This window comes from Bacillus sp. 17RED48 (assembly GCF_019837545.1).
Taxonomy (GTDB): Bacteria; Bacillota; Bacilli; order Bacillales; family Bacillaceae_G; genus Bacillus_A; species Bacillus_A wiedmannii.
Window position 1 is genome coordinate 1 of sequence record NZ_JADAXG010000012.1, and the last position, 25,416, is coordinate 25,416.

The 25,416-nt window shown below is 32.1% G+C and carries 20 protein-coding genes and 1 pseudogene; 17 read left to right on the plus strand and 4 right to left on the minus strand.

Features of this window, described 5'->3' with window-relative positions; genetic code table 11:
- A partial coding sequence (locus ILT06_RS28670) for a spore germination protein (protein ID WP_222655736.1) occupies positions 1-1,056 on the minus strand: 1,056 nt, incomplete at its 3' end.
- A gap of 198 nt (positions 1,057-1,254) precedes the next feature.
- Positions 1,255-1,461: pseudogene (locus ILT06_RS28675) on the minus strand (IS200/IS605 family element RNA-guided endonuclease TnpB); the annotation flags it as partial.
- Between the two features lie 287 nt (positions 1,462-1,748).
- On the opposite strand from ILT06_RS28675, the gene brnQ reads away from it, so the two are divergent.
- From brnQ to ILT06_RS28695, 4 genes are all read left to right on the plus strand, one after another.
- Entirely contained in the window at positions 1,749-3,074 is a 1,326-nt protein-coding gene (gene brnQ / locus ILT06_RS28680) for a branched-chain amino acid transport system II carrier protein (RefSeq protein WP_098103526.1), read from the plus strand.
- A gap of 205 nt (positions 3,075-3,279) precedes the next feature.
- Entirely contained in the window at positions 3,280-4,737 is a 1,458-nt protein-coding gene (locus ILT06_RS28685; RefSeq protein WP_142313299.1) for an alanine/glycine:cation symporter family protein, read from the plus strand.
- Positions 4,738-4,974: 237 nt separating this feature from the next.
- A complete protein-coding gene (gene glsA / locus ILT06_RS28690; RefSeq protein WP_097816252.1) occupies positions 4,975-5,904 on the plus strand; it encodes a glutaminase A in 930 nt (309 codons plus the stop codon).
- A gap of 749 nt (positions 5,905-6,653) precedes the next feature.
- Positions 6,654-6,902 carry a SunI/YnzG family protein gene (locus tag ILT06_RS28695; RefSeq protein WP_097816254.1) on the plus strand — a complete coding sequence of 83 codons (249 nt, stop codon included), beginning with the start codon at positions 6,654-6,656 and terminating at the stop codon, positions 6,900-6,902.
- A 226-nt stretch (positions 6,903-7,128) separates the two neighbouring features.
- Here the strand turns inward: ILT06_RS28695 and ILT06_RS28700 are convergent, their stop codons facing one another.
- Positions 7,129-8,289, minus strand: coding sequence for a tyrosine-type recombinase/integrase (locus tag ILT06_RS28700; RefSeq protein WP_222655737.1), 1,161 nt, complete (start codon positions 8,287-8,289; stop codon positions 7,129-7,131).
- Positions 8,290-8,637: 348 nt separating this feature from the next.
- Between ILT06_RS28700 and ILT06_RS28705 the strand changes: the two genes are divergently transcribed.
- Positions 8,638-9,615 (plus strand): DNA-binding protein, encoded by a 978-nt coding sequence (locus ILT06_RS28705; RefSeq protein ID WP_097816256.1) that lies wholly within the window; start codon positions 8,638-8,640, stop codon positions 9,613-9,615.
- A gap of 353 nt (positions 9,616-9,968) precedes the next feature.
- On the opposite strand, the gene ILT06_RS28710 is transcribed toward ILT06_RS28705, so the two are convergent.
- Entirely contained in the window at positions 9,969-11,015 is a 1,047-nt protein-coding gene (locus tag ILT06_RS28710; RefSeq protein WP_098131414.1) for a Fic family protein, read from the minus strand.
- A gap of 262 nt (positions 11,016-11,277) precedes the next feature.
- Here ILT06_RS28710 and ILT06_RS28715 point away from each other — a divergent pair, with 262 nt between their 5' ends.
- Genes ILT06_RS28715 through ILT06_RS28770 form a run of 12 tightly spaced genes read left to right on the plus strand, consistent with a single transcriptional unit; the run spans position 11,278 to position 25,327 of the window.
- Positions 11,278-12,300 (plus strand): glycosyltransferase WbsX family protein, encoded by a 1,023-nt coding sequence (locus tag ILT06_RS28715; protein ID WP_097816174.1) that lies wholly within the window; start codon positions 11,278-11,280, stop codon positions 12,298-12,300.
- A gap of 34 nt (positions 12,301-12,334) precedes the next feature.
- Complete coding sequence (locus ILT06_RS28720) at positions 12,335-13,282, plus strand: ABC transporter ATP-binding protein (protein WP_097816173.1); 948 nt, start codon at positions 12,335-12,337, stop codon at positions 13,280-13,282.
- Positions 13,283-13,301: 19 nt separating this feature from the next.
- Positions 13,302-14,459: an ABC transporter permease gene (locus ILT06_RS28725; protein ID WP_098103437.1), complete on the plus strand. Its 1,158-nt coding sequence runs from the start codon at positions 13,302-13,304 to the stop codon at positions 14,457-14,459.
- A gap of 9 nt (positions 14,460-14,468) precedes the next feature.
- Positions 14,469-14,888: an acyl-CoA thioesterase gene (locus ILT06_RS28730; protein ID WP_098103436.1), complete on the plus strand. Its 420-nt coding sequence runs from the start codon at positions 14,469-14,471 to the stop codon at positions 14,886-14,888.
- A complete protein-coding gene (gene fabD, locus ILT06_RS28735; RefSeq protein WP_098103435.1) occupies positions 14,885-15,835 on the plus strand; it encodes an ACP S-malonyltransferase in 951 nt (316 codons plus the stop codon). The genes ILT06_RS28730 and fabD overlap by 4 nt, the downstream gene beginning before the upstream one ends.
- Positions 15,828-16,574 (plus strand): 3-oxoacyl-[acyl-carrier-protein] reductase, encoded by a 747-nt coding sequence (gene fabG / locus ILT06_RS28740; RefSeq protein WP_098103434.1) that lies wholly within the window; start codon positions 15,828-15,830, stop codon positions 16,572-16,574. Before fabD ends, fabG begins: the two co-directional genes overlap by 8 nt.
- Positions 16,575-16,629: 55 nt before the next feature.
- Complete coding sequence (locus tag ILT06_RS28745; protein ID WP_098103433.1) at positions 16,630-16,926, plus strand: acyl carrier protein; 297 nt, start codon at positions 16,630-16,632, stop codon at positions 16,924-16,926.
- Positions 16,923-17,408 carry a 3-hydroxyacyl-ACP dehydratase FabZ gene (gene fabZ / locus ILT06_RS28750; protein ID WP_001247960.1) on the plus strand — a complete coding sequence of 162 codons (486 nt, stop codon included), beginning with the start codon at positions 16,923-16,925 and terminating at the stop codon, positions 17,406-17,408. Before ILT06_RS28745 ends, fabZ begins: the two co-directional genes overlap by 4 nt.
- Complete coding sequence (locus ILT06_RS28755; RefSeq protein WP_098131417.1) at positions 17,405-20,521, plus strand: GNAT family N-acetyltransferase; 3,117 nt, start codon at positions 17,405-17,407, stop codon at positions 20,519-20,521. The genes fabZ and ILT06_RS28755 overlap by 4 nt, the downstream gene beginning before the upstream one ends.
- The gene (locus tag ILT06_RS28760) at positions 20,518-21,822 is read left to right on the plus strand and encodes a DUF6365 family protein (RefSeq protein ID WP_097816166.1); all 1,305 of its coding nucleotides are present in this window, start codon (positions 20,518-20,520) and stop codon (positions 21,820-21,822) included. Before ILT06_RS28755 ends, ILT06_RS28760 begins: the two co-directional genes overlap by 4 nt.
- Complete coding sequence (locus ILT06_RS28765) at positions 21,815-22,858, plus strand: aminomethyl transferase family protein (RefSeq protein WP_222655738.1); 1,044 nt, start codon at positions 21,815-21,817, stop codon at positions 22,856-22,858. The genes ILT06_RS28760 and ILT06_RS28765 overlap by 8 nt, the downstream gene beginning before the upstream one ends.
- Positions 22,859-22,870: 12 nt before the next feature.
- On the plus strand, positions 22,871-25,327 hold the full coding sequence (locus tag ILT06_RS28770) for a beta-ketoacyl-[acyl-carrier-protein] synthase family protein (protein ID WP_098131419.1): 2,457 nt from the start codon (positions 22,871-22,873) through the stop codon (positions 25,325-25,327).
- Positions 25,328-25,416 lie beyond the last annotated feature (89 nt).

Sequence of the window (25,416 nt, forward strand, 5' to 3'; positions counted from 1 at the left end):
AAGTGTAATTTCCATTATAAAAGCTTCCAGTAAGGGAGAGAAAGGGACCTTGACTCTTGACGTTGCAATAGAAGTGTATAAATCTAAAGGAATGATTTCAAAGTGAAAAGAGACGATAGCAATATAAATTGCAGGTAAAAAAATCGCTATAATAAATCCTGCAAATCGTAATAAACGAAAAAACGATGCAATGAGCCAATGAATATTATAATCATCAGGAGTCTGAAAAAATCCAATTAAATTCATTGGAACAATCATTGCACCTGGGGATCTATCCATCAATACTGCTACTTTCCCATCAAGTAAATGATTTGAAATTGCATCTGGGCGTTCGCTTAAATAAGCCTGTGGAAAAGGAGTCCAATTTTGATCTTTTGTATAATTAGATAGTTCTCCAATGCTCAATACCGTATCCGTTTTAATTTTACAGATTCTAGTTTCTATTTCTTGAACTACATCTGCGCTCGCAACATCACCTAAGTAAATTAAATAGACTAATGAAGTTGCTCTTTCTCCAATCGTCAGCTTTTTGATTTTTAATTCTGTAGAAGGAATATATCGACGAATTAAGCCTATATTTTTTGTGGCATTCTCAATAAATCCATCATGTGAGCCTTTAATAGTAACTTCTGAAATTGGTTCTTGAATTGCTCTTTCTGCCCAGCCTTTTGTATTTATTAAAAGTGACCGCTTTTCTCCTTCCATAAATAGAACACATTGACCCTCAAGTAATCCTTCTTTAATTTCATTCCACGTATATACTATTTTGGTATGAGTAGCAATAATATTAGAATTAAATATTTGACTGTCTTCATTTACTTCTTGTAATAATGGTGTAACAACATTGCTTTTTAATGCGACACCATCTGTAAGGCCTTCAAAATAATATAGTAAAATATTCGTGTTTGTTTTTAATTGCAAAGGATGTTCAACCAAATCGGCACAAATATCAAAGGTCTGTTCTAATCTATTTTTAAGTTCTTGTAAATTTTTTGTCTGAATAGTTTCAACGATTTCATTCGTTGTAGTTTTTAATTTTTCTTCAATTAAGGACATGTGTTCACCCTCTTAATATGTATAATAGTCCGTTTTTTATTATTATTTTTAAATAATTAAATTATATTCATTGAATTTAATTATTCTGAGAGGAATGAAGTAGAAAGTAGTTTTGAACTATCCTTACTTTCAATTCATTTAGAAGAGGGGTTTCCTAAGTAAAGAGTTTGATGGAACGCTTTACTTAGGATATCTTCATTTATTCCAGCGAGAAGATTCTTTCGTTCGTCTTGAAAGAATAAGTTGTGCTTTCGCCAACTTCTCTTCTAATGATCAAAAAAACTTCGGACTTTTCTAGGTAATTCCATCTGACAAAATGGCAAAATCTTATAGTTATACAGCCATTTCAATGTAAGAATTTGTTTTTGGAAGTTCTTGTACTTCTGTTTCAACTACTAGTGACACAATTCATCTACCATTGGAGTTCCTTGAGGAAGGGGTCTTCTCGGAAAAAACGATAATTATTTATTGAAATTTCAATATACAAATGTTTAATTTTAAAATATCTATGTATTTTTATTAATTGATTTTATGGAATTTGGGGATTTATATAATTTAATCCACTTAAAACGGTATTTTAAGTGGATTAAGAAATTATTCCCATTTTTATTTTTCTTTATTTTCTAATAACATATGCTATAATGAAAAAAACTAAAATTTCGACATTTTTCGTCAAAAAAGGAGAGTGCTCTATGAAACAATCGTTAACTTTTAAAGAAACAATCCCTATTGGACTTATGCTGTTTGCAATATTTTTTGGTGCAGGTAATATGATATTCCCTCCCTTATTAGGATATTCATCTGGAACGAATATTTGGATATCGATTTCGGGATTTGTTGTGAGTAGTATTGGACTTCCATTACTAGCCATCGCTGCTATTTCCCTTTTTGGTGGAAATGTTAGTACCCTTGCTAGTAGGATTCACCCCGCCTGTGGTGTTATTATTCCTCTTATCATTTATTTAGCAATTGGCCCTTTTTTCGCCATTCCTCGTACAGGCACTGTTTCATATGAAATGGCAGTTGCCCCCTTTTTAAGTAACACCATGCAAAATCAATGGTATATATTACTTCTGTATACATTTGTATATTTCGCTATAACATATTATCTATCTTTAAATCCCTCTAAATTGGTAGATAGAATTGGAAAATATTTAACCCCGCTGTTACTAATCATGATTAGTATTATTATTGTTAAAGCAATTTCTTCACCAGTTGGATCTATTTCAACACCCTCTGATTCATATCAGGAAGCTCCTTTTTTCAAAGGATTTATTGAAGGATTTTTAACAATGGATGCCCTTGCTGCTCTCGTATTTGGAATTATTGTAATTAACGCTATAAAAGAAAAAGGTGTTACAAATAAAAAATTAATTGCTAAATCTACTATAGTAGCAGGGCTTATAGCCGCACTTGGATTATCTATCATATATATATCACTTGCTTATATTGGAGCTACTTCTCAAACATTTGGCATATTTGAAAATGGAAGTGTGTTATTAACAAATGTAGTACAACATTTATTTGGGCAATATGGTCTTTCCTTATTAGGAATTACAATGTTATTCGCATGTTTAACTACATCTGTAGGACTCGTTTCAGCATGTGGGAGATTTTTCACAACACTATTTCCAAAGATTTCTTATAACAAAATCATTTTAATTATTTGCTTATTTAGCTTTGGAGTATCAAACCTTGGTTTGTCTATGCTAATTAAACTTTCCCTACCTATCCTAATTGTTATCTATCCTGTAGCAATAGTGTTAATTATTCTTGCTTTTTTTGATCGTTATATAAAAGATAAGCAGGCTGTCTATGTTGGATCAGTTTTAGGAGCATTACTGATTAGTATAATACAAGGATTAGAAACAGCAGAACTGGCTAGTGACTCGCTGCTTACTTTCATGCAACATGTTCCTTTATATAATGAAGGAATGGGATGGGTTTTAATAGCCTTACTTGGTGGTTTGATCGGTTTGATGATTTCTGGAAGAACTAAACAATGTTCTACTACGTAAGATCATTAAGGAAATTGTAATCATTGGAACAATGTAACTCTAAAAAGACGTCTGATTCGTGTACAAAGAGAAAATATATAAACGAAAATAGTATCTGAGTGCTAATAAAAAAATTTGAAGATCATGTTTCCGCTTATTTTTTTGTCAAACTGAATTCACGTTTTTTTAGATAAATATATTCATTAGAATAAGGGGGATTAATCATATGGATTTCATCAAAGATGTAATCACTTCCATCCACAAATTCATTGGAATAACAAATGAATTTTTATGGGGTTACATTCTAATTGCTCTTTTAATTGGGATTGGATGCTATTTTACAATTAAGACAAGGTTTGTACAATTTCGCTATATTGGTGAAATGATTCGCTTACTTAGTGATGGCGCAAGTTCCTCAACTCGTAAAGCACAAAAAGAAAAAAATGGAGTTTCTTCTTTTCAAGCATTTTGCATGAGTACAGCTTCTCGCGTTGGTACAGGAAACTTAGCCGGTGTTGCAATTGCGATTTCCACCGGCGGACCCGGTGCAATATTTTGGATGTGGCTTATCGCATTAATTGGGGGAGCTTCTGCATTTGTAGAAAGTACACTTGCTCAAATATACAAAGTAAAAGATGGTAATAAATTTCGAGGCGGTCCAGCTTACTATATGGAAAAAGGATTAAATAAACGTTGGATGGGAGTTGTTTTCTCAATTTTAATTACAGTTTGCTTTGGTCTGGTATTTAATGCTGTTCAAGCGAATACAGTTTCGCTAGCGTTTGAAAGCGCATTCAATCTGGAACCTAAAATTGTCGGCTGTATACTAGTTGGTTTAATCGCACTAATTATTTTTGGAGGCGTAAAACGGATTGCTCGTGTTGCAGAAATGATTGTACCATTTATGGCGATTCTTTATGTTGGTGTTGCACTATTTGTGGTTATTACAAATATTACGCAAGTTCCTATTCTATTTAAAGAAATTTTGCTGCATGCTTTTGGTATTAAGGAAGTTGTAGGCGGAGGACTTGGTGCTGCGATTCTTCTAGGAGTAAAGCGTGGTTTATTTTCAAATGAAGCTGGTATGGGAAGCGCTCCAAACGCAGCTGCGACTGCCAATGTTACTCATCCTGTTAAACAAGGATTTATTCAAACACTTGGTGTTTTTACTGATACACTAATAATTTGTAGTTGTACTGCATTTATGATCCTTCTATCCGATATGCACAATTCTACAGACCTGAATGGAATTCAATTAACACAAGAAGCATTAAAAACTCATATCGGACCATGGGCACCTACCTTTGTAGCAGTAGCAATTTTTCTATTTGCCTTTAGTTCTCTCGTTGGGAACTATTACTATGGTGAAACAAACATTGAGTTTTTAAGTGGTAGTAAGACATTATTAATGATATATCGCATTTCAGTAATTGGTATGGTAATGCTCGGTTCTATAGCAACGGTTCAAATTGTATGGGATATTGCAGATTTATTCATGGGGATTATGGCTATTTTCAACCTAATTGCAATTATTTTCCTTGGAAAATATGCTTTCTCTGCTCTCAAAGATTATATAAGACAAAAGAAAGCTGGAAAAGATCCGATTTTCTATGCAACTAATATTCCTAATTTAAAGAATACTGAATGCTGGAACAACGAAAAAACCAAAGAAAAGATTGGTTAACAAAGATATTTACTTAAATACAGAGGAGTCAATTTCTAGGATTCTGAAGACGCTCTTTTATTCAAGTCGTTTATTAAATACAGATCATGAACACAACTATCATGTTGAGAAAATAGAGAATTTTGAATTTCCACGTTTATTATATTACGGATAATTTATATCCATTTCATTAAAAATTTTAGTTACTTTCAAATTAATTAGAATACAATTAATAATAAAGAAAAGGACGTATTAGTGATGCAGTGTATTCAAATAAATAATCTAGAACAATTGTTAGAGCAAGTACAAACATATACAAAAAAAGGGAAACTGGCTACTTATATCCCAGAACTAGGAAATGCGAATCTAGATGATTTAGGGATTGCAATTTATCATAAAGAGACAGATTATATTCATGCCGGTAACTCACAAACGCTCTTTACACTTCAAAGTATTTCAAAAGTAATTACGCTTGCACTTGCGCTTTTAGACTGCGGCGAAGAGTATGTATTTTCTAAAGTTGGAATGGAGCCAACTGGTGATCCATTTAATTCTATTATTAAATTAGAAACAGCTAGCCCCTCTAAGCCACTCAATCCAATGATTAACGCAGGAGCACTAGCAATTACAAGTATACTAAAAGGGGATAGTAATGACGAGAAGATAGAACGGATTCTTTCCTTTGTGCGTGATATTACGGATAATCCTACCATTAATTACTCTTTAAAAGTAGCCGTCTCTGAATTAGAAACAGCTTACTTAAATCGCTCTCTTTGCTACTACATGAAGCAAAATGATATTATTCATGGAGATGTGGAGGCGTTAATGGATTTATACACAAGGCAATGTGCAATTGAGGTAAACTGTATTGATTTAGCACGGATAGGTTTAATCTTTGCAATGGATGGATATGATCCATATAGAAAAAAACAAATTGTTCCGAAACATATAACAAAAATTTGTAAAACCTTTATGGTCACATGTGGCATGTACAACGAATCTGGTGAATTTGCAATTCGCGTAGGGATTCCTGCGAAGAGTGGCGTTTCCGGTGGAATATTCGGCTGCGTAAAAGGAGAAATGGGAATTGGTATTTTTGGCCCCGCTCTAGATTCAAACGGAAATAGTATAGCTGGTATTAAAATACTAGAGCTACTTTCCTTAAAAGAATGCTGGAGTATCTTTTAGGTTTTTAGTACTAATTATATAAAGATAGATGAAAAATTCTAAATAGCATCTTACTCAAATTAAAGGGATTCTGATACAAAGTCAGCAAAAAGCTAAAAAGAGACATGGATAAAGGGATTGAAGCAATTCAATCTATATTTGAACTACTCACCACTTAACGTCCTTACGGACTTTTTGAAGTGGGAGATTCCTGCGAACACCGATGTATCCACCGGTTATCTTAGCAGGCTCTACCCGTAGTCCCTACGGTGAGAACATAAGTATCTTGTACGTTAACGCACCACACTCCCTACTTTAGCTTGGTTTTCGCAACTTCGGCAAGCATGGGGCGATAGAACGTTGAAGATTTTACGGTTGCAACGTTTTTCTGCAATCAACCTCATATCTTCAGTTTTCGAAGAGCAATCTGTACAAGTAAATGATAGCAAACATGTTGGCTTATGCCAACCGACATTCATCTCCCACCTAAAATTGGTGTTTCACACCTTCACATCTTTGAGGAAGGAGTCTTCTGTCGGAAAACGATAAATGAAACTGCAGTTCGTGACCAAACTGCAGTTTCATTTATATAAAATTACATAAGATTTAATAGCGCTTAATCTAAACTTTTATCTTTTAAGAACCTTTATACCAGAATTACCTATTTACACAATGGCTGAGTGAATATATATGAAATTGGCTGGTTTCTATTCTAGACATATACTCTATTATATAGATAAATACAAATAGATTAGGGAGTTACTAGCAATATGACAGAGATAGAAATTATTAAATCAAAAGAAAAATTAACCATTACATGGCAAAGCGCAATAATAAATATTTCTTTAGAGGATATCGTTGAGGTTAATACAAATAATACTATTACGAACACTACCAAAGTGGTAAAGATCGGTAGAGAGCTTGAATTTTCAGAAATAGTTGTTATTAGAACAAAAAAATTAGCTTATGAATTATTTACAACTAATAAATTAACACTGCTAAATAAAATCAACTTTTAACTTGCAAAAAGTTCTGATGTGAATTTTTCTAAGTATTTTATAACAAAGCACGACAAGGTTCCCTATAGATAGACTATATTATCAAAGAATCTTGGCGGAGAATTAATGAATAAACTGTAATGACAGTCATGAAAAAAGGTTTAAAAATCAATTTTAATTATATAAAAATTACACATCTAAATATGACCTTATTGAAGCCCTGTAAACTAATTATAGAACGCTTAGATTAAAATTCATCTTCCAAAATTAGATTACCGGCATCATTATCTTTCGTCAATCGCTGATTCAAATAATTTTCTTTCGTAGTACGATCATTTTTATGACCTACTGCAGCTGCGATAATATGAGGTGGTAATCCTTTGTAATCATATAAGTACTGTACATAAAAATGTCTAAAGAAGTGAGGAGTAATTCTGATATTCTCTGTAAAGGGTAGGTGAGTATCCTTTATGATTTTAGAAATATATTGCGACAAATAATTCTCTCTATAAGCAGTATGGTTTTTAGTTTGAAATACTGTTCCACCATTTCTATTCCCAATGTCTATAGGTAATCTTCTCCGCATTCGAAATGTGGCAATCCGATTAAAAATCTCTTTATTAATAGAAACAATCCTTTCATTATCTCCCTTTGTATCAACCTTTAAATAATATCGTCCTCGTATAGCGTCATACTCAAGATCATCCCACTTTGCATGTGCGACTTCTGCAACACGTAACCCTGTAGTAGCTAGGACTGATAATAAAGCGTAATTGATTTCATTATCCTTGTAGTAATGAAGCAACTGTTTTACTTCCTCATATGATAACTCCCGTTTAGGTTTATGCTGTTTATTTACAGTTGTACATAGTATCTCAACATGTAGAGGGTCCTGAATATATTGGATTTCATATAGCCATTTCAAATAGGAACGAATAACACCAAGCTTTCTACTAATTGTAGACAGCTTGTATTTATTTTTAGATTGATAGGAGATCGCCTCCTGTGACAACCATTTTTGATAATTACGGATATGTCGTTTTCTAAGGTTTCTCCAGACTTGACCAACTTTATAATCTTTTACATCTTTCTGTAGAAATTCCACACTTTGTTTAATAAAGAAATAAAACTGACTTAGATCACGTGCATATAGAGTTCTTGATGCATCCTTAATCCGTTTTTCTTGGTCAAAATGTGTTTGTCGATTCAAGTAGTAGTACAATATCTCTTCATCTGAAAACCCTTCATATGTATATGAATCTTCTCTTTCATTATTTTCCTTTTTTAATTCCGCTTCATTTATATAATCATCGTTCCATAATGCAATTATGTTTGTAAAATTTTGTTTTTGTTTCTCTATGTTTTCTAAAGAATTCTCACTTTGAAGAGTATCTAATTCAAATTTCAATGTTATTCAACTCCTTATAAATTCCTTTTATATTAAATATTATAACTTAATCAATTAGAAAATAAATTATATATTAAGATTAAATTTTATAAAATATTAATATATAATGACTATAGAAAATGTCCCATTTTCTATGGTTAAATTAGAATTTCAAAAATTAACTTTTTGTTAATATGTTTAAAATTTAATAAAATCTAATTTTAAAAGTAAATCAAATTAGATGTTGTTTCAATTTGAAACCTGATACACATATCGATATATGTTATAATTTATTTAAAGTGTAAATTTTATAAAATTTAATTTACATAATATTATTATGTAAAATATGAGGCGTGAGGAGGAATTAGAATGCTTAACGTATATGAAATGACTATGACTACAAATGAGGTAAAAGATTATTTAGACATTAGTCACTTTATTTTTAATAGTTTAATGAAGCAAGGAAAGCTAACGCCAATCAATAAGGATACATGGCGTTTAGATGGAAGTTTCTTATTTAGTAGAGAAGAAGTAGAGAAAGTAAAAGAAGAGCGTAAAATTGAGGGTATTACTTTATACCAGGCAAGTAAAGAGTACCATATTAGTATGAATCAACTTGAAAAATGGATAGAGGAAGGAAAGTTAGTTTATTCTTTAATAGAACATCGTAACCGACAAACGAAATTTGTGAAGGAGGAGGATATTCGTGAACTTGTTCAGCAAGTAGAACAAGCTAATCCTGTATATACATTTTCGCAGAAACATAATGTAGTATTATTTCAAAAGTTTGTAAAGGGAAATACATTGGCACGTGTTATTTCTATTCCAAAACGTGGTGATATTATAGTTCTTGATGAATTTGGAACTAATATGACACTTAGTGAGGCATTAAAAGCAGGATATGAGTCCGCTTATAAACTGTCGGATAAACCTAGAAGTCATCATCAAAGGTTTGTTAAGTTTCGTTTTCCTAAATCTGCACAATTACGAAACAACGTTTTTCACATAATCGATAATATATTACAGTACGTATCTCCAAGAAATATAAAAATTTCAGAAGAAGAGATATTTTGGTATTTTGAGATTCGTCAATCATTAATTTCATTACCACCAGGAATTCAAATGGAATGGATTGAAGAGTTAATGCCCTATATAATAGAAGGGAAAATCGTCCCAAGAATGAATCATAGTGTATATTTGGATAGTAACACAGTAACGAAGTCTGTCATACTTACAAGTAAGGAATACAAATATATGAAAGAAATTACAAGTGAAACAAATAGCTCTATTGAAGAATTTATAGAAGTTGCTATCAGAGACAAAATTAATCAGCACTTACTTAAGTGAAATCGAATTTTTTACTGAATTAAGGCTGAATCTAGGTGTTTTTTCTTTTACTTCTATTAAAACGTTTTGAGTGGAACGGATTAAATGCTATGCTTTACTATTGCTAAAATGTTATTCAGGATATAAAATCTGAATATCTAGTTTTATATCTGTAATACTTCCTATAAAGTCTGCCATCAGACTTTTGGAAGTATAGAGATAGAAGAAATACAAAACTAATTGCATAAATAATGTAGCGACAAATACCCTCTTTATGTATTAAGTAAATATATCTATTGTGTATGTAAAATAAATTTATATGTATGTTTTAATCATTAGTTCTAGAAAATTACCCTATAATTTTTTGATACTATTTATATCTTTATTCTAATCCAAACTGCATTACGGCCTTTGGATACTAGTTCAATTAATTTTTCTTCTTGTAAACAAGCAAACGCTTTATTGATCGTGCTTGGTGAAACATCAGAAAATACCATTCGTATTGCTTCTTTTGTAAAAGGTAGTTCTTGTTTTAATATATACTCTTTAATTTTAAAACTTTTGTTCCCTTTCAGTTGGTAACTAGTAATATGTACATCTAGTTCTTTATACGCTTCTAGAATAATATGTAATAGACATTTTAATATAAAGGATACATTATGTTCTTGAAAATGCCAATTTGCTGAAGATTTATAAAGGGCATCATAATAATCTCTCTCATATTTTTTAAGTATTTTATCTAGTGAAATATATTTCACTAGTGAATGTTTACTTTGTAATAGTAATAAAGATATAAGTAGACGTACCATTCTTCCATTTCCAGATTCAAAAGGAAAAATACATATAAAATTAAGTACAAAATTACAAATTAAAAGTAGGGGATCAATTTCTTTTTGATTTAATAAATAATTGTATTCTTCACATAAATCTTTTATTGCTTCTGGGATTTCTTTAATCGTTAAAGGGCGATAGCAATAAAATGAGAAATTAAGTTGCTCATGTTCTTCAAGTAAGATGTCCTGTTTTCTCCACGTTCCACTATCCGAAGTAGCATATTTAAAAAGTTGAAAATGTATTTCTAAGATTGTGCTTGGATCAATAGTAAGCCTTTCATAGTTATTATGAATGAGTGATAGCGCATCAACGTAACAAGATATTTCATCTTCAATCATTGTTTTTGGCGACAGATCATATGTAATTAATTCTTTTAACCTTTTATTTGTTATTTTTAAGTTTTTATACATTGCGACAAAATCTTTGGTATGTTGAAGCTGAGTAGATTTTTGCAACTTTTCTAATGTACATGGAAATTCCTTCTCATAGACCTCCAATCTCCCTTGGTATTGCTTTATTTTTCCAATTAGGCTTGCTACATCTAAATTTACCAATAAATTTGTGAATTTTTCGCCAAAAAACGACATATTTTTCCCCTCCTATAATATAAAACTATACAATACTTAACTGGATTTAAAGTGTTTTTTTGAATAATTTTCTAAAAAAAATTTAAAATATAGTTTTTTATGTGTGAAAATTACAATAATTAGGGTCTTTTTGCCTTATTTTGTGACAAGATTTAACATCAGATTAAATAGTTACATGTTAAAAGGTGGAGTTTTATATTGTGTAATTATTTTTTATTAATAATTAAGTCACTGCATATGGGGAAGGGGGAAGTCCTTATTAATGAAGACTATTGCTTTTTACTTACCACAATTTCATGAAATACCTGAAAACGATTTATGGTGGGGGAAGGGTTTTACAGAATGGACCAATGTAAAAAAAGCAAAACCACGTTTTCTAGGACACTATCAGCCTAGGGCTCCATTGGGGGATTATTATTACAACTTGTTAAATTTAGATGTTCATAAGTGGCAAATAAACTTAGCAAAACAGTATGGTTTAGATGGTTTTTGCTATTATCATTATTGGTTCAAAGGGAAAAAACTACTAGAAAAACCAGTAGAACTAAGAAACCAATGTAAGGAAATTGATTTCCCATATTGCTTATGTTGGGCAAATGAATCTTGGTCAAGATCTTGGGATGGGAAAGACCAGGAAGTATTAATACGACAAGAATATGGGGAGGAGTCTGATTGGAAAGAACACTTTAATTATCTTTTGCCATTCTTTAAAAACAAAAACTATTTAAATATTAAAGATAAACCGATATTTGTAATTTACCGACCAGCTTCTATACCAAACCTAAATAAAATGTTGAGTCTATGGAATGAATGGGCTCAATCTGAAGGGCTTCTGGGGATACACTTTGTAGAAATGTTAACAATTTTTGAAGATAAATCAGATTTTCCTTTTGATGCTGCTATAGAGTTTGAACCTATGTACACTTTAAAAAAATTAATAGGTAATACAAATTCACTTCAACAAGAAAAAAAAGATTTTCATTTAAGTTATGATTTTGTATGGAAAAGAATATTAAGCCGTCAAATTAAAGAACGTGAAAACATTTATAAGGGGGCTTTTATAGATTGGGATAACTCTCCAAGAAAAAAAGAAAGCGCTTTAATTTTGAAGGGAGCTACTCCCCGTAAGTTTAAGAAGTATCTTCTACAACATAGTAAGGATACTGATTTTTTATTTATTAATGCTTGGAATGAGTGGGCAGAAGGCACATACCTAGAACCAGACTCAAAGTACGGATATAAATACCTTGAAGCTTTAATGGATATAAAGAAGAGTCACTTTTAATATATTGTATTAGCAATATGGAGGAGGAAACAATATGACTGATATAAATAACATGATTTCCATTCGGAACATTAAGAAATCATATGGAGATTATACAGTTATTAATAATTTAAATCTAGATATTCGTAAAGGTGAAATTATAGGATTACTAGGACCAAATGGAGCAGGGAAGACAACACTTATTTCAATTTTATCTACTCTTATCCTGCCAGATGAAGGGTATGGCACAGTATGTAGCTACGATTTGTATACTGAACGGAATAAGATTAAAAAAAATGTGAGCGTAGTACCTCAAGATTTAGCGCTATACCCGACTTTAACCGCATATGATAACTTAGCTTTTTATGCCGATATATACGGATTAAAGGGAAAAAGGAAAAAAAGGCGGATAAGAGAAGCATTGCAGTTTGCACAGCTTGAGGATTGGGCGAATAAAAGAATCGATACATTTTCTGGCGGTATGAAAAGAAGAATTAATTTAGTGGTTGGTTTGCTAAATAAGCCAAAAGTTATTTTCTTAGATGAACCAACAGTTGGGATTGATCCACAATCAAGAAACCATATTTTTAATTGCATACGCCATCTTGTAGAAGAGCTAGGGATTACTGTCATATATACAACTCATCATATGGAAGAGGCAGAGATGTTATGCCATCGTGTAGCAATTTATGATAAGGGTGAAATATTAGATGTTGAAACCCCAAAAAATTTAATAAAAAAATATGGGGAAAATTATTTAGAGATAGTAATATCAAATACTCCGGAAGAATTTATACATAAAACAAAAATGATTCCTGATGTGAAATCCTGCACATTGGTAGATAAAAAAATCATCATTCAATGCGTAGATAGCTTTAATGTTACAAGAGAAGTTATGAAATTGATTCAAAAATATAATCTGAAAATCGACTTATTTAATGTTAAAAATTCTAATTTAGAAAATGTATTTTTACATTTAACGGGGAAAAACTTAAGGTCGTAAATGAAAGGAGATGATAAACATGAAAGCTTGGTATATAGCAAAGAAAGATCTGCTTATTCTTTTAAAGGATATTCCTGGTCTAATCTATTTATTTATTACACCCATTATAGTAATTGCAGTTGCTAGTTTTGCATTATCCAATGTATTTGATAGTAAGACAGAAAAATTCAAGATTCCTATAGTAGTAAATGATAGTGGAGAACTTTCTAAAAGGGTTATTGAAGAGTTGAAAAAAATACCTGCTCTTGAGCTAGAAGAAACTTATGAATTAAATGGTAAAAAGAAAGCATATACAGAAGAACAAGCGAAAAAGGAAGTTCAAACTAAAAAAGCGGCAATCGTTATCCCTAAGGATTTTACACAAAATGTATATTCAGGGACAGAGGCTAAAGTCATCATCATAGAAGATAAAGTTGATCGCATTATTCCAAGTGTTGTTTCAAATGCTGTAACTCAAATTGTGTCAGAAATACAAAGAGATATGACTAAAGAGATTGTAAAACAAGCCTCTGCCCAAATGGAAGTAAATGTGAAAGTAGAGTTTAAAGAATTAGCATCAGATAATGAACATAAACCTACTCCATTTGAATCTAATGTACCGGGATATGCCGTAATGTTTGTACTTTTAGGTACTGCTGCAGCTGCAGGTGCATTAGTAGAAGAGAGAGAGAATGGAACGTTAAGAAAAATTCTTACTTTACCTATTAATACATTATCAATCATTTTTGGAAAGATGCTCTCATGCTTTATAACAGCTATTGTTCAATGTGCAGTCCTTTTTAGCGTAGGACATTTTGTATTTGGAATGTGGCTAGGGAAAAGTGTATTAGGAATTATATTGCTAGTGATATGTACTGCATTTGCAGCTTCAAGCCTAGCAATTTTATTAGCCTCTATATGTCAAACAAGATCCCAAGCAAATGGTATTTCAATTTTAATCGTGTTAACTATGTCTGCTTTAGGTGGATCTTGGTGGCCACTTTATATAGAGCCTGAATGGATGCAAAACCTAGCGCATATTACGATTACAGCTTGGGCAATGGGAGGCTTTAACGATTTATTAGTATATAACAAAGAATTCTCCTCTGTTCTTATTCCATCAGCTGCATTAATTGGTATGGGAATTTTATTTTTAACAATCTCCATACAAAAATTTCGACGTTCTTATGAAAAGTAGGTGAAATAAGTGTACTTAGTAAAAAATGAGGTGAATGTTCGTTTTGGGGAATGCGATCCTATGGGAATTGCTCACCATTCTCATTATTTTCATTGGTTTGAGCTGGGTAGGTTTCAAATGCTAGATAAGATTGGTATAAACCAGTATTTAAAACAGGAAAAATTGTATTTTCCAATTATTGATATAAGATGTACCTACAAAAAATCAGCTCGTTTTCAAGACGACTTAATTGTAGAAACCTACCTTAAGAATGAAAGTAAAGTTTATATAGAATTTGTTTATAAATTATTCCGCAAGAGATGCCGAGTTTTGTTAGCGGAGGGATTTTCAAAACACGTTTTAACACGGTCGAATGATCAATTAATCAGTAGATTACCAGAAGAAATTTTAGAAAAGCTTCAATTTGAAAATAGCGGGGGTGTCATATGATTACATTTATTTTTCCAGGACAAGGGTCTCAATCCGTAGGGATGTGTAAAGGGTATTTAGATAAATACCCAAACATATTTGTCCCATTATTTGAGGAAGCAAATGATACGCTAGGATTTGATTTAAAGCAACTATGTTTATATGGGCCAAGTGAAAAATTAACAGAAACCAGTGTTACACAACCAGCTATTCTTACGGTAAGCACAGGGCTATCAAGAATTTTACATTTGTATGGTATAAGGCCATCTAAAGTAGCGGGGCATAGCTTAGGACAATTCTCTGCACTGGTAGAAGCAGGATCTTTACAATTCCATGATGCACTATCCATTGTACGGAAGCGTGGTCAGCTGATGAGTAATGTAAAGCAAGAGGGGTGTATGTTAGGAATTGTGTCAAACACATATCAAACATTATTTGAAGTTGTAGAGGAATCTAAACAATATGAAATTGATATTGCTGCCTATAATTCCCCTACACAGGTTGTATTTTCTGGCGAGAGTAAGAGCATTCTTAGGTTTCAAAAGGTATTAGATCAAAAAAACGGTATAAAAACTAAAATACTCTCAACTAGTCATGCATTTCATTCGCGTTTAATGGAAGAAATGGTTCTTGAGTTTAAGGAGTATTTAAATTTATTTTCGTTAAAAAGTGCCCAAATACCAATTGTTTTAAACTGTTCAGGAAAACCAACTACAGATAGAATCAATATTTTACAAGATATAAAAAGACAATGTGTAGATCCAGTTATGTGGCAAGACACTATCTATAATTTATTGAATAATGGTACGAAACACTTTATAGAAGTAGGTCCCGGAAATACGTTAACCAAGTTATGTCGCTCCTTTAAACAGAACATATCCGTATCCTCTACAGAAACACCGATGTATTTAAAAAGAAGTCTTACTATGATAGAGAAAGAATTTAAGGAGGAACAGGTCTATGTTTAATGGAAACGAAGTGGCATTAGTTATCGGAGGATCAAGAGGCATTGGTAAAGCAATAACAATGGACCTAGCCAATCAGGGCTTAACTGTTTACTTTACGTTTCAAAGTAATCAAAAATCAGCAAATGAAATAGCCAACACTATAGAAGCAAAAGGTGGAAAGGCATTTCCTATGCATGTAGATATTACAAATGAAGATTCTATTCATAAATTGTTTCAACACATACGCTCAAAGGAAAAAAGAATAGATATTTTAGTAAATAATGCAGGAATTATTAATGATGGCTTTGCTGCAATGATGAGCGAGGAAAAGTGGGATCATGTGGTTGATTTAAATTTAAAAGGAACATTTCTTTGTTGTCGACAAGCATTAAGAATCATGATGAGACAGAAAAGAGGTTCTATAGTAAATATCACGTCGACAAGTGGAATAACAGGTGCAAGGGGGCAATGTAATTACTCTGCTTCAAAGGGTGGGGTTATTTCTTTAACCAAGACCTTAGCATTAGAAGGTGGGGAATTCGGCATTAGGGTTAATGCAGTTGCACCTGGTTTTATACAAACAGATATGACAAAAGGAATGGATCAACAAACATTAAAAAGGATGTTAGAACTAGTGCCACTTGGCAGAATTGGGGAACCTAAAGAGGTAGCACATCTAACAACATTTTTATCCTCTAATTATGCAAGTTATATCACTGGGAAAGTTTTTACAGTGGATGGTGGATTAGTTAATGGCTAAACAATAGATGATTAAATGAAGAATTTTGAGTTAAACAAGGAAATGGGGAAAACAGATGTTTACGTATATAGAAACAAAAATTATTGCTGCAAAAAGAAAACAATTAACTACTAGAATTAAAGAAATTATTACTGAGAGATTAGATTTAGAAATCGAACCGCATTTCATTACTGATGATCAGCCATTATTCGGAAGAGGCTTAGGAGTGGACTCCTTAGATGCATTAGAGCTATTTCTGGCAATTGAAGAGGAATTTGGGGTTGCAGTGTATGACGAGAATATGGCAGTACTGGGTTCCATTAATAAAATTGCTGATTTTATTGAAGAAAATAGGGAGGATGATGTGAAGTGAGACCGGTATTAAATGCAGATCAAATCCGAAATATCTTACCACATAAATGGCCATTCCTTTTCTTAGATAAAGTTATTCAACTTGAGCCAGGAAAGAGTGGAATTGGTATTAAAAATGTAACAATAAGTGAACCCTTCTTTGAAGGGCACTTTCCAAATGAATCAATTATGCCCGGAGTGTTAATTATTGAGGCTTTGGCACAAATGACGGCTGTTGTTTATGTTACAGGAGAACTAGCAAAAATAGATGCACATGGCGCATGTTCACCTAAAATAGATCCGAGTTCATATGTGGGTTATTTAGTTTCTGTACGTAATATGAAATTTTTAAAACCTGTAGTACCAGGAGACCAGCTAGAATTACATGTCCAAATTGGAAGATCACTTGGGGTAATCTCACAAGTAGAAATCACGGCTTATGTAGATAAAAAGAAAGTTGCTACTGGTAGTATTCAAGTTTCTAAAAGAGTTGAGGAAATATGATCCATGGTATAGATGTTCAAGTTCGTGAGTGTACAGAGGCAGATAGTGAAAAGTTAGCTCACTTTTATAATAAATATCAATATGGACCCATTAAATATGGGTATCCCTTAAATAAGCAAGACATCAAGCAATTATTTCGAGAGCGGAAGATACAGTTATATTTAATTGCTGAATATGAAAATGAAATTATAGCCACCTTATTATTTTCTAGTTTGTCAGGTCAAAGAGCAGCAGTTTCAGATGGAACCTGGGCAGGATTCTTTTTAATCCATCCAGAATTTCGTTCGGGAAATATACCAGATAAATTATTTGCTTATGCAATTAAAAATCTTATCCAACAAGATATTAAGTATATTGATACAGAAGTGAATCCGGAAGATAAAGTAGCCATGGCACTCTATAAAAGAGTGGGGTTATATCAAACAAGTAGGTCGTATATAGACTATGATGGCTACTTGAATTTAAGGAGCTATTTACCTTATGTTATTAGTTATCTATTAGATGCATTTAAACCGATTATTTCAAAAAGTGACCAAGATATATGGTTATCTAGAGGTTGGAAAACAGTTAGGGGATTGAAATCCTTACGTTCTATTCAGAGTAACGCTATAACAAAAAATGGAATTGAAGTTGTAAAATATGCTATTAATCTTGGAGCAAAAGATGTGAATTGTTGGGTCGATATAAAAAGTGAAAAGATTACTGAGGTAGAAACAGAACAAGTACGATTCACTAGTTATATTTTAGAAGGAAACAATTTAATCGTTGGAGAGAAGATTCACATCTGTTATGTATATGAACACAATTTTCCGAATCCTCTTGAAGCCAGTATTTCATCGAAGATAGGGAAAGATTACTTAATTGATTTAAAGAAAACTTTTTATCCAAATAAAAAGTACGAGTGGGAAGAAGTTATAACAGTAAATAAGGAAATAGAGGGAGAGCTTGTTACTAAGTTAAAAGCAAAAGAACTAGAATTATCTGTTCATTTTGGAGTAACCATAGCAAATCCGTTAGAAGTAAATGTTGCTAATTATCCTAAGTTAATTAATGGAAAAGAATCTGCATGTATCGTTAATGTAAAAAATAATTCTTTAGATAGATTAATTTACAAACTACTTATTCAACAAGAAAACTCGAAAATACTAGATTTCAAACCGCTAGAAAAACACCAAATCTGTATCATAGAGCCGGGTGAAATAAAGGATCATATTATTGTATTGAATCCTAAAAAAATTGGTATCACTAATATGACATTTTCGACTGTTAGTCATCAAAATAAAAATATTGGGGAATTAAAGGCAATAATTCCGATTCATGCGCATGGGAAAAATCATGTTTATGAAACAAAAGAATACTTAGTTCTAGAAAATATGTATATAACCGTACAAATAAGTAAAAGTACTGGTTGTTTATATATATATGACCTTAGAAAGCAGCAATTATTGGCAAAAGAAGCATGGCCAGATCTAGATTATCCATTTTTAAATGCAGTAAAAGAACCGAAAGTAAATGAGCTGTCATGGGAAATAACATCTGATTCATGTTTTGAAATTATTCATGAGGCCACAAGATTAAAGAGAAGCATTTGTTTTTTGTCAGATAAGATAGTTCAAATAAATGATTTCGCACAGGAAGGAAAATATATAAAAATATATCCTTGGTGCATGTTATATGATGCGAAAATGACGGTACCACTAAAGAGTGGGCTAGTTTCTAAACCTATGGTATATGGTGAGTATCCATATGCACTACATGACTATGAATTTGTAAATCAATTTGATCTACCTAGTCATCCAAACATGTATGAGCGAAATTATACATTGTTTGAATCGCAAAATATTAATATTGGATTTATATGGAAAGGTAATATAGAGCGTATCCTATTTGGATTAAGATGGATGCCAGCGGTAATATTTAAACGGAATGATAAAGAAAAATGTATAACAAAAACGCACTATTATACTTTATGTTCCCATGATAGCAAAGATGAAGTGGAAGAAATCTATAACGATATTACTAGTCATACATCCAAATTCATATCTAATAAGATTCCGTACTCAATTGAGACTGACCAATTTCATATTATAAATGAAAACGGGGAATTTAATATTCATGGAAGTCTAAAAAACTTATTTTCTTCCATATTAAAGGGGAAATTAACATTGTTTTTCCCTCAGACATCTTACGAACAACAATTGTTTATACAAGACATAGAATCTATAAGCAATTTTAATTTTGAATTTAGTGGAAAGGTTAATTGGTCAAAAGCTCATTATGCCGTACTTACGTATCAAGATGAATTAAATAGAAATGCGATAACTAAAAAAATATATCTTTTCCTTAAAGGAAGAAATAAATTAACATATAGCGAAAAAAAACAAGAATATCTAGTTCAAAATAATGTACTAAATTTAAAGATTAAAGTAAACCAAAGTAGTAAAATAACAGAATTTATGTATAAAGATAAAGAGATTTTAAAAGAAAACCCAGTATTAAGTTCTTATAATTTTTTACCCGGTGTAATGATACCAACAGCTAACTCTTATACTCCAGATTGTAGGAAAGATTTGAGCATTAATTCAATATATCTCAATAAAAGTAATCATTCAGTAGTAGCAACGGAAAATACATATAAGGAATTTATTAATCAGATTTTCTGTCAATCTGATGAGTGGAAAGTTAAATATACAACTGTATATGATCTACCTGTTTTACAAATACAATTGAAAAGCCTACAGAAAGATAAAATAAAAACTAGTGTCTTTCACTTATTCTGGGAGAAAAAAGGAAAAACAAAAATTAAAAAGATGTATTATTGGCAGAATGGAGAGCAAAACACGTTAATACCAAATGGCAAACAAAGAAAGATTTATTTAGATAATAAGGTAATTCTCGAATTATCTAATGGGTTATTTGTATCTATTTTAGCATTATCACATAGTACAAAATGTTTTATATACGAATGGCCCAAAAAAGGGATACAAATCGGAATATATGGTAATCAGAATGAATTTAATGATGGAGATATTCGCTTTAATATTGCAGTTGGAGAAACTTTACTTGATAGTGAATACTTTTCGCAAATTTTAGTAGAGGGGAATAAGACATGAAAGTATTGTTTATTGCACCTAGTCATTTTAGCATTGGTGAGTTGCATAATGCCTTATGTCTAGCTAAACAAATTCAAAAAGATGGGGAAGTTTATTTTTTAACAAGCGAAAAATTCTCATGGTATGCCAGTAAAACTGTAGCCAATGTTACATCACTAACAAAGGGGCTAAAACAAAAAGAGGTTATTAAACAGATAATTAATTCTTTTCAGCCTGATGCAATTGTTTTAGCTGATTACCATAATTTATTTTTAGAGTCTCCAATTATTGATCTTGATTATCTATTAAACCTACACATACCTTGCTTCTCTATTGATTCTTTAGCTTGGGGTAGTGAGGACAGATTATTAGAAAATAAACTATTTAAAAATGCAAACTACAATAGCTTAAAGAAAAGGTCAGTGATTGAACTGCCTAAAATCCCGTCTCAATTTAAGTTAATTAGAACGTGTCCAGTGAATAGTCATAAACAAGATAATAAGAAGATTGTTTCTGTCAAGTTGTATAAAGAAGCTTTACAAGTAGATGAAGAGAGAAAAATGAAAATACGAGCACAACTTGGTTGTAGAGAACAAGATAAATTAATTATGATTGCAAAATCATCATGGGCCAACTTATTAGTAAAAATGAGGCTCATGGAGAAGAAACAGTACAATGATGCAAAGTTTAGCTATGAATTTGTATTACAAGAACTATTAAGTCTATATCTTCAGGACTTTCCGAGTGATACATGTATTAAATTTATTGGGGTTTCAGATGAGACTAAATTTGTTTCTATGAAAAATGGAGGGAAAATAGAATTTGTTTCACTACCATTTCTTCATTTGGAAGAATACGAGCAACTAATATTATCGTGTGATTTATTTATCACCGATAATATTACATCCTGCTCAATGGGAAAAGCGGTATTTGGAAAAATACCTGTGATTAGTCTTGTAAACCATATGGGAAATGAAGAGTTAAGGGCTCAAAGAGATAGCTTTAACCCTACCTTAAGAAGCATTATAGACAAATGGAATTATATAATACCTAATGGACTTTATCCATTTCTTGTATTTCCAAATGGATGGCATAAAGAATTAGCTCCATTGATGGAGCAAAATGATTATTTTAAATGTGTGTATACTTGTGAAATGTTTGATTTAAAGGAAACCAGTCAAACAATATTTAATATGCTGTATAGCAAAACTGAGATTGATAAATTAAAGAAAATGCAACAACTTTATATAGATAATGTCTGTGATTTACCGACAATAAATGATGTGATAAAGAGAGAATTGGGGGCACTTAATCATGAGTAATCAAATTAATATACAAAAAGAGAAAAATGAAGCATATGATGCAGTACGTAGCGGAATAGGTGTAATAGATTTATCAGAAACAGGAAGAATTGTTGTAAAAGGGGAGGATCATGTAGAATTCCTAGATCGTTTAGTTACGAAAGATATTATGTTTATGGAAGAAGAAACTACACTCTTTACCTTATTGTTACAAGAAGATGGGACTGTAATTGATATAATTAATCTATTTAAAAATGAGGATTCTATTACAGTTATTACTACAGCGCATAAAAAGGATACTGTACTAGATTGGTTAGAAAATCAAAAGACAAATGGTATTGAGATTATAGATATAAGTCAAACGCATTCTCTCCTTGGATTTGAAGGCCCTTATGCATGGAGATTAGCTCAAAAATTTTTAGATTTCGAAATATCATCACTACCATTTCAATCGTTTGTGTTAAATCAATTATTTGGAAAGGAAATTCTATTGGCAAGAACAGGTGTAACAGCAGAGTATGGTTATCAATTATTGTTTGAAAAACACTTGGAACCAATAGTAGTTGAAACCATAAATTCTTTTAAAGATGACGATATTATCCTAAAAAGAGTGGATTGGGAAACATTAGAGACGTTAATGTTAGAAATTCGACATCCATATTTTGAATTTAAACATTTAGAAGAACTAAATATTTTCGAAGCTAGTTTAGAATGGTTTATTGATTTTTATAAAGATGAATTTTATGGAAGAGAATCCTTAGAACAGCAATCGGAAGCTGGAGTAAATAAAAGAATTGTGGGATTCACGACAGGAATAGAGAGTCAAATTACAGTTAATGATGAGATTTTTATAGAAGAACAATTAATTGGTAAAGTTATTGAACTTAAAGAAAGTCCTGTATTAAACATGAGGCTCGGGGTTGCTTTATTAGAAGAACCATTTGCTGTTTCAGGAATTGGATTTTATGTGAAAAATAAAGAAAATGCTTTATATGAGGCACATACTCAGTCCTCACCATATATTCTACCTAAATCATGGTCAATCAAAATACTGTAAAGGTGATGGCATATGAACATGAATAATCAACGAATCGTCGTAACTGGCATGGGAATTATTTGTTCAAACGGAAATAGTGTAAAAGAATTTTGGGACAATATTAAATCTGGGAAATCTGGTATTAAAGTAATCCAAAATATTGATATGGCTGAAATGGTAACAGATTATGGCGGAGAGGTTGAAAACCTTCAGGTAGATGATTACTTCTTTAAGGATGAAATAAAGGATATGGATCGATGTGGAAAATTAGGTGTCATGGCGGCAAGAGAAGCGGTAGAAAACGCAAAATTAATAATAGAAAACTTTAATCCATACCGAATTGGAATATCATTAGGCACATCTTTAGGAGGCATGTCGAGCGGGGAAGAATTTCATAATCAGTGGATTAAAGATGGAATTGAAAAAGCAGATGAAACGTTACTTTTTAAGTATCCAATCCATACTCCCTGTGACAATATTACGCGAGACTTAAAAATAAAAGGGCCAAAAATGATTATTTCGAATGCATGTGCCGCTGGTACAAATTCAATTGGATTTGCGCTGGATACAATTCGAAATAACAAAGCAGATATCATGATAACCGGTGGTGTAGATCCCTTATCTAAATTGTCAATGAGTGGTTTTAATAGTTTACAAGCACTAGCACCAACGCCACCATCGCCCTATAGCAAGAGTAATGGCGTGGTAATCGGAGAAGGTGCAGCTATTCTTGTTTTGGAATCCTTAGATCATGCGGTTGAAAGAGGTGCAAATATCCTAGCTGAAGTAGTGGATTACGATTTATCTTCAGATGCATATCATCAGACGGCACCAGATCCGGGCGGGGAAGGTGCTTTGAGATCCATGCGAGGTGCTTTAAAAAAAGCCAATATAGATGCTAAAGAAGTAAGCTATATCAATGGACATGGTACAGGTACACCAGCAAATGATGTATCAGAGCCAAAAGCAATTCGTACATTAATTACTGAAAATAAGACACCAGTTTCTTCAACTAAATCAATGATAGGACATATGTTAGGAGCCGCAGGGGCGGCGGAAGCAGTAACAAGTATTCTTGCTATTCAACATGGATATTTACCTCCAACTATAAATTTTGAAGTTGAAAGCCAAAAGTTTAATCTAGATTTTGTACCTAACATAGGTAGGGTAAGTGATTTGAGTTATGTACTATCAAATTCATTTGCTTTCGGTGGAAACAATGCAAGTATCTTATTCTGTAAGTACAATGAGAACCTTGAGTTATCAGCGGCAAAGGAAAAGCTAATTAAAGAAAAAAAAGTCGTAATTACTGGTGTAGGGGGACTTGCTGGGAATTCTTCAAACCTTCAAGAAATTAAAGATTGCATGTTTAAGGGAAAGAGTGGTACCTCAAAGATTAAACAGTGGAACGAAAATCCTAAGTGCATACAAGCCGGGAAAATACCAGAACAAAACTATCGAAGGCTAATACATCCTAATTTATTAAGGAAGATGGATTCAATTAGCAAACATGCAGTATTGTCAGTGAAAATGGCGATAGAAAACGGGAACTTAAAGATAAATAAAAATAATAGGGACAAGATAGGAATTATTTTTGCTACAGGTACCGGACCGGTTGGAACGGTAGAATCATTTAACCGGATTGTTATTCAAGAGGGCGTAAAGGCTGCCAATGCTAAATTATTTCCAAACACAGTTATGAACGCAGCAGCTGGACATATTTCATTAAACTTTAAAATAAAAGGACCTACTTCAACTATTTCATGTGGTGGGGTTTCTGGTATTAGTGCACTATACTATGCCTATGCCATGATTCAATCTAGTGATTATGACACATTCATTGTGGTAACAGCGGATGAAGTAAATGATCCAATAATAGAGGGACACTCAAAAATAAAAAGGTACTTAACAACTGAGAATATAAGACCTTTCGATTGTAATAGTAGTGGTACCATACTTGGTGAAGGGAGCGTTGCCTTTATTGTAGAAAGTGAGGAGGCAGCGTTAAAAAGAAATGGTAATATTTTAGCTGAAATAAAAGGGTTTGGATTAACATCTGATGACAGTAAAATAGGGGACTTAAATCATCTAGGAAAGGCATGGGAGGAATCTATGCGTTTAGCAATGAAAGAGGCAATGATTTCTCCAAAAGAGATAGAATATATTTGTGCAGCCGCCAATGGTCATACATATTTTGACCGTATTGAAGAGAGAGTTATAGAACGTACATTTGGTATCGAGGCTCCTGTTAGTGCTACAAAATCTATCTTTGGGGAAACCCATGCAACTGCAGGCCTTCTTTCTCTTATTAGTGTAATATGTGCATTTGACGGTGAAATACCAGCTACGCAAAATGTAAAGAGTCATAGAGGAAGAATCGATCTTGTCACAGGAAATGCTCGTAAGGCCCCGGTGAGCAATGCCTTAATTAGTACATATTCTTATGGTGGTAATTATAATTCTGTTGTAATAGGAAAATATCTAAATTAATTATTTATGTAGGAGGCCACTTTTATCAAGTAAGTATTGGTCTCCTGCATAATAAGCTATATAGTTTTTAAACCTTAAGCTCTTAATTG

Excerpts from the sequence above, each read along its gene's own strand:
- ILT06_RS28725 (WP_098103437.1), top strand. The coding sequence starts at position 13,302 with ATGAAAGCTTGGTATATAGCAAAGAAAGATCTGCTTATTCTTTTAAAG.
- ILT06_RS28715 (WP_097816174.1), top strand. The coding sequence starts at position 11,278 with ATGAAGACTATTGCTTTTTACTTACCACAATTTCATGAAATACCTGAA.
- fabG (WP_098103434.1), top strand. The coding sequence starts at position 15,828 with ATGTTTAATGGAAACGAAGTGGCATTAGTTATCGGAGGATCAAGAGGC.
- ILT06_RS28695 (WP_097816254.1), top strand. The coding sequence starts at position 6,654 with ATGACAGAGATAGAAATTATTAAATCAAAAGAAAAATTAACCATTACA.
- ILT06_RS28705 (WP_097816256.1), top strand. The coding sequence starts at position 8,638 with ATGCTTAACGTATATGAAATGACTATGACTACAAATGAGGTAAAAGAT.
- ILT06_RS28770 (WP_098131419.1), top strand. The coding sequence starts at position 22,871 with ATGAACATGAATAATCAACGAATCGTCGTAACTGGCATGGGAATTATT.
- fabD (WP_098103435.1), top strand. The coding sequence starts at position 14,885 with ATGATTACATTTATTTTTCCAGGACAAGGGTCTCAATCCGTAGGGATG.
- ILT06_RS28685 (WP_142313299.1), top strand. The coding sequence starts at position 3,280 with ATGGATTTCATCAAAGATGTAATCACTTCCATCCACAAATTCATTGGA.
- ILT06_RS28720 (WP_097816173.1), top strand. The coding sequence starts at position 12,335 with ATGACTGATATAAATAACATGATTTCCATTCGGAACATTAAGAAATCA.
- ILT06_RS28765 (WP_222655738.1), top strand. The coding sequence starts at position 21,815 with ATGAGTAATCAAATTAATATACAAAAAGAGAAAAATGAAGCATATGAT.
- ILT06_RS28745 (WP_098103433.1), top strand. The coding sequence starts at position 16,630 with ATGTTTACGTATATAGAAACAAAAATTATTGCTGCAAAAAGAAAACAA.
- brnQ (WP_098103526.1), top strand. The coding sequence starts at position 1,749 with ATGAAACAATCGTTAACTTTTAAAGAAACAATCCCTATTGGACTTATG.
- ILT06_RS28710 (WP_098131414.1), bottom strand. The coding sequence starts at position 11,015 with ATGTCGTTTTTTGGCGAAAAATTCACAAATTTATTGGTAAATTTAGAT.
- ILT06_RS28755 (WP_098131417.1), top strand. The coding sequence starts at position 17,405 with ATGATCCATGGTATAGATGTTCAAGTTCGTGAGTGTACAGAGGCAGAT.
- ILT06_RS28760 (WP_097816166.1), top strand. The coding sequence starts at position 20,518 with ATGAAAGTATTGTTTATTGCACCTAGTCATTTTAGCATTGGTGAGTTG.
- glsA (WP_097816252.1), top strand. The coding sequence starts at position 4,975 with ATGCAGTGTATTCAAATAAATAATCTAGAACAATTGTTAGAGCAAGTA.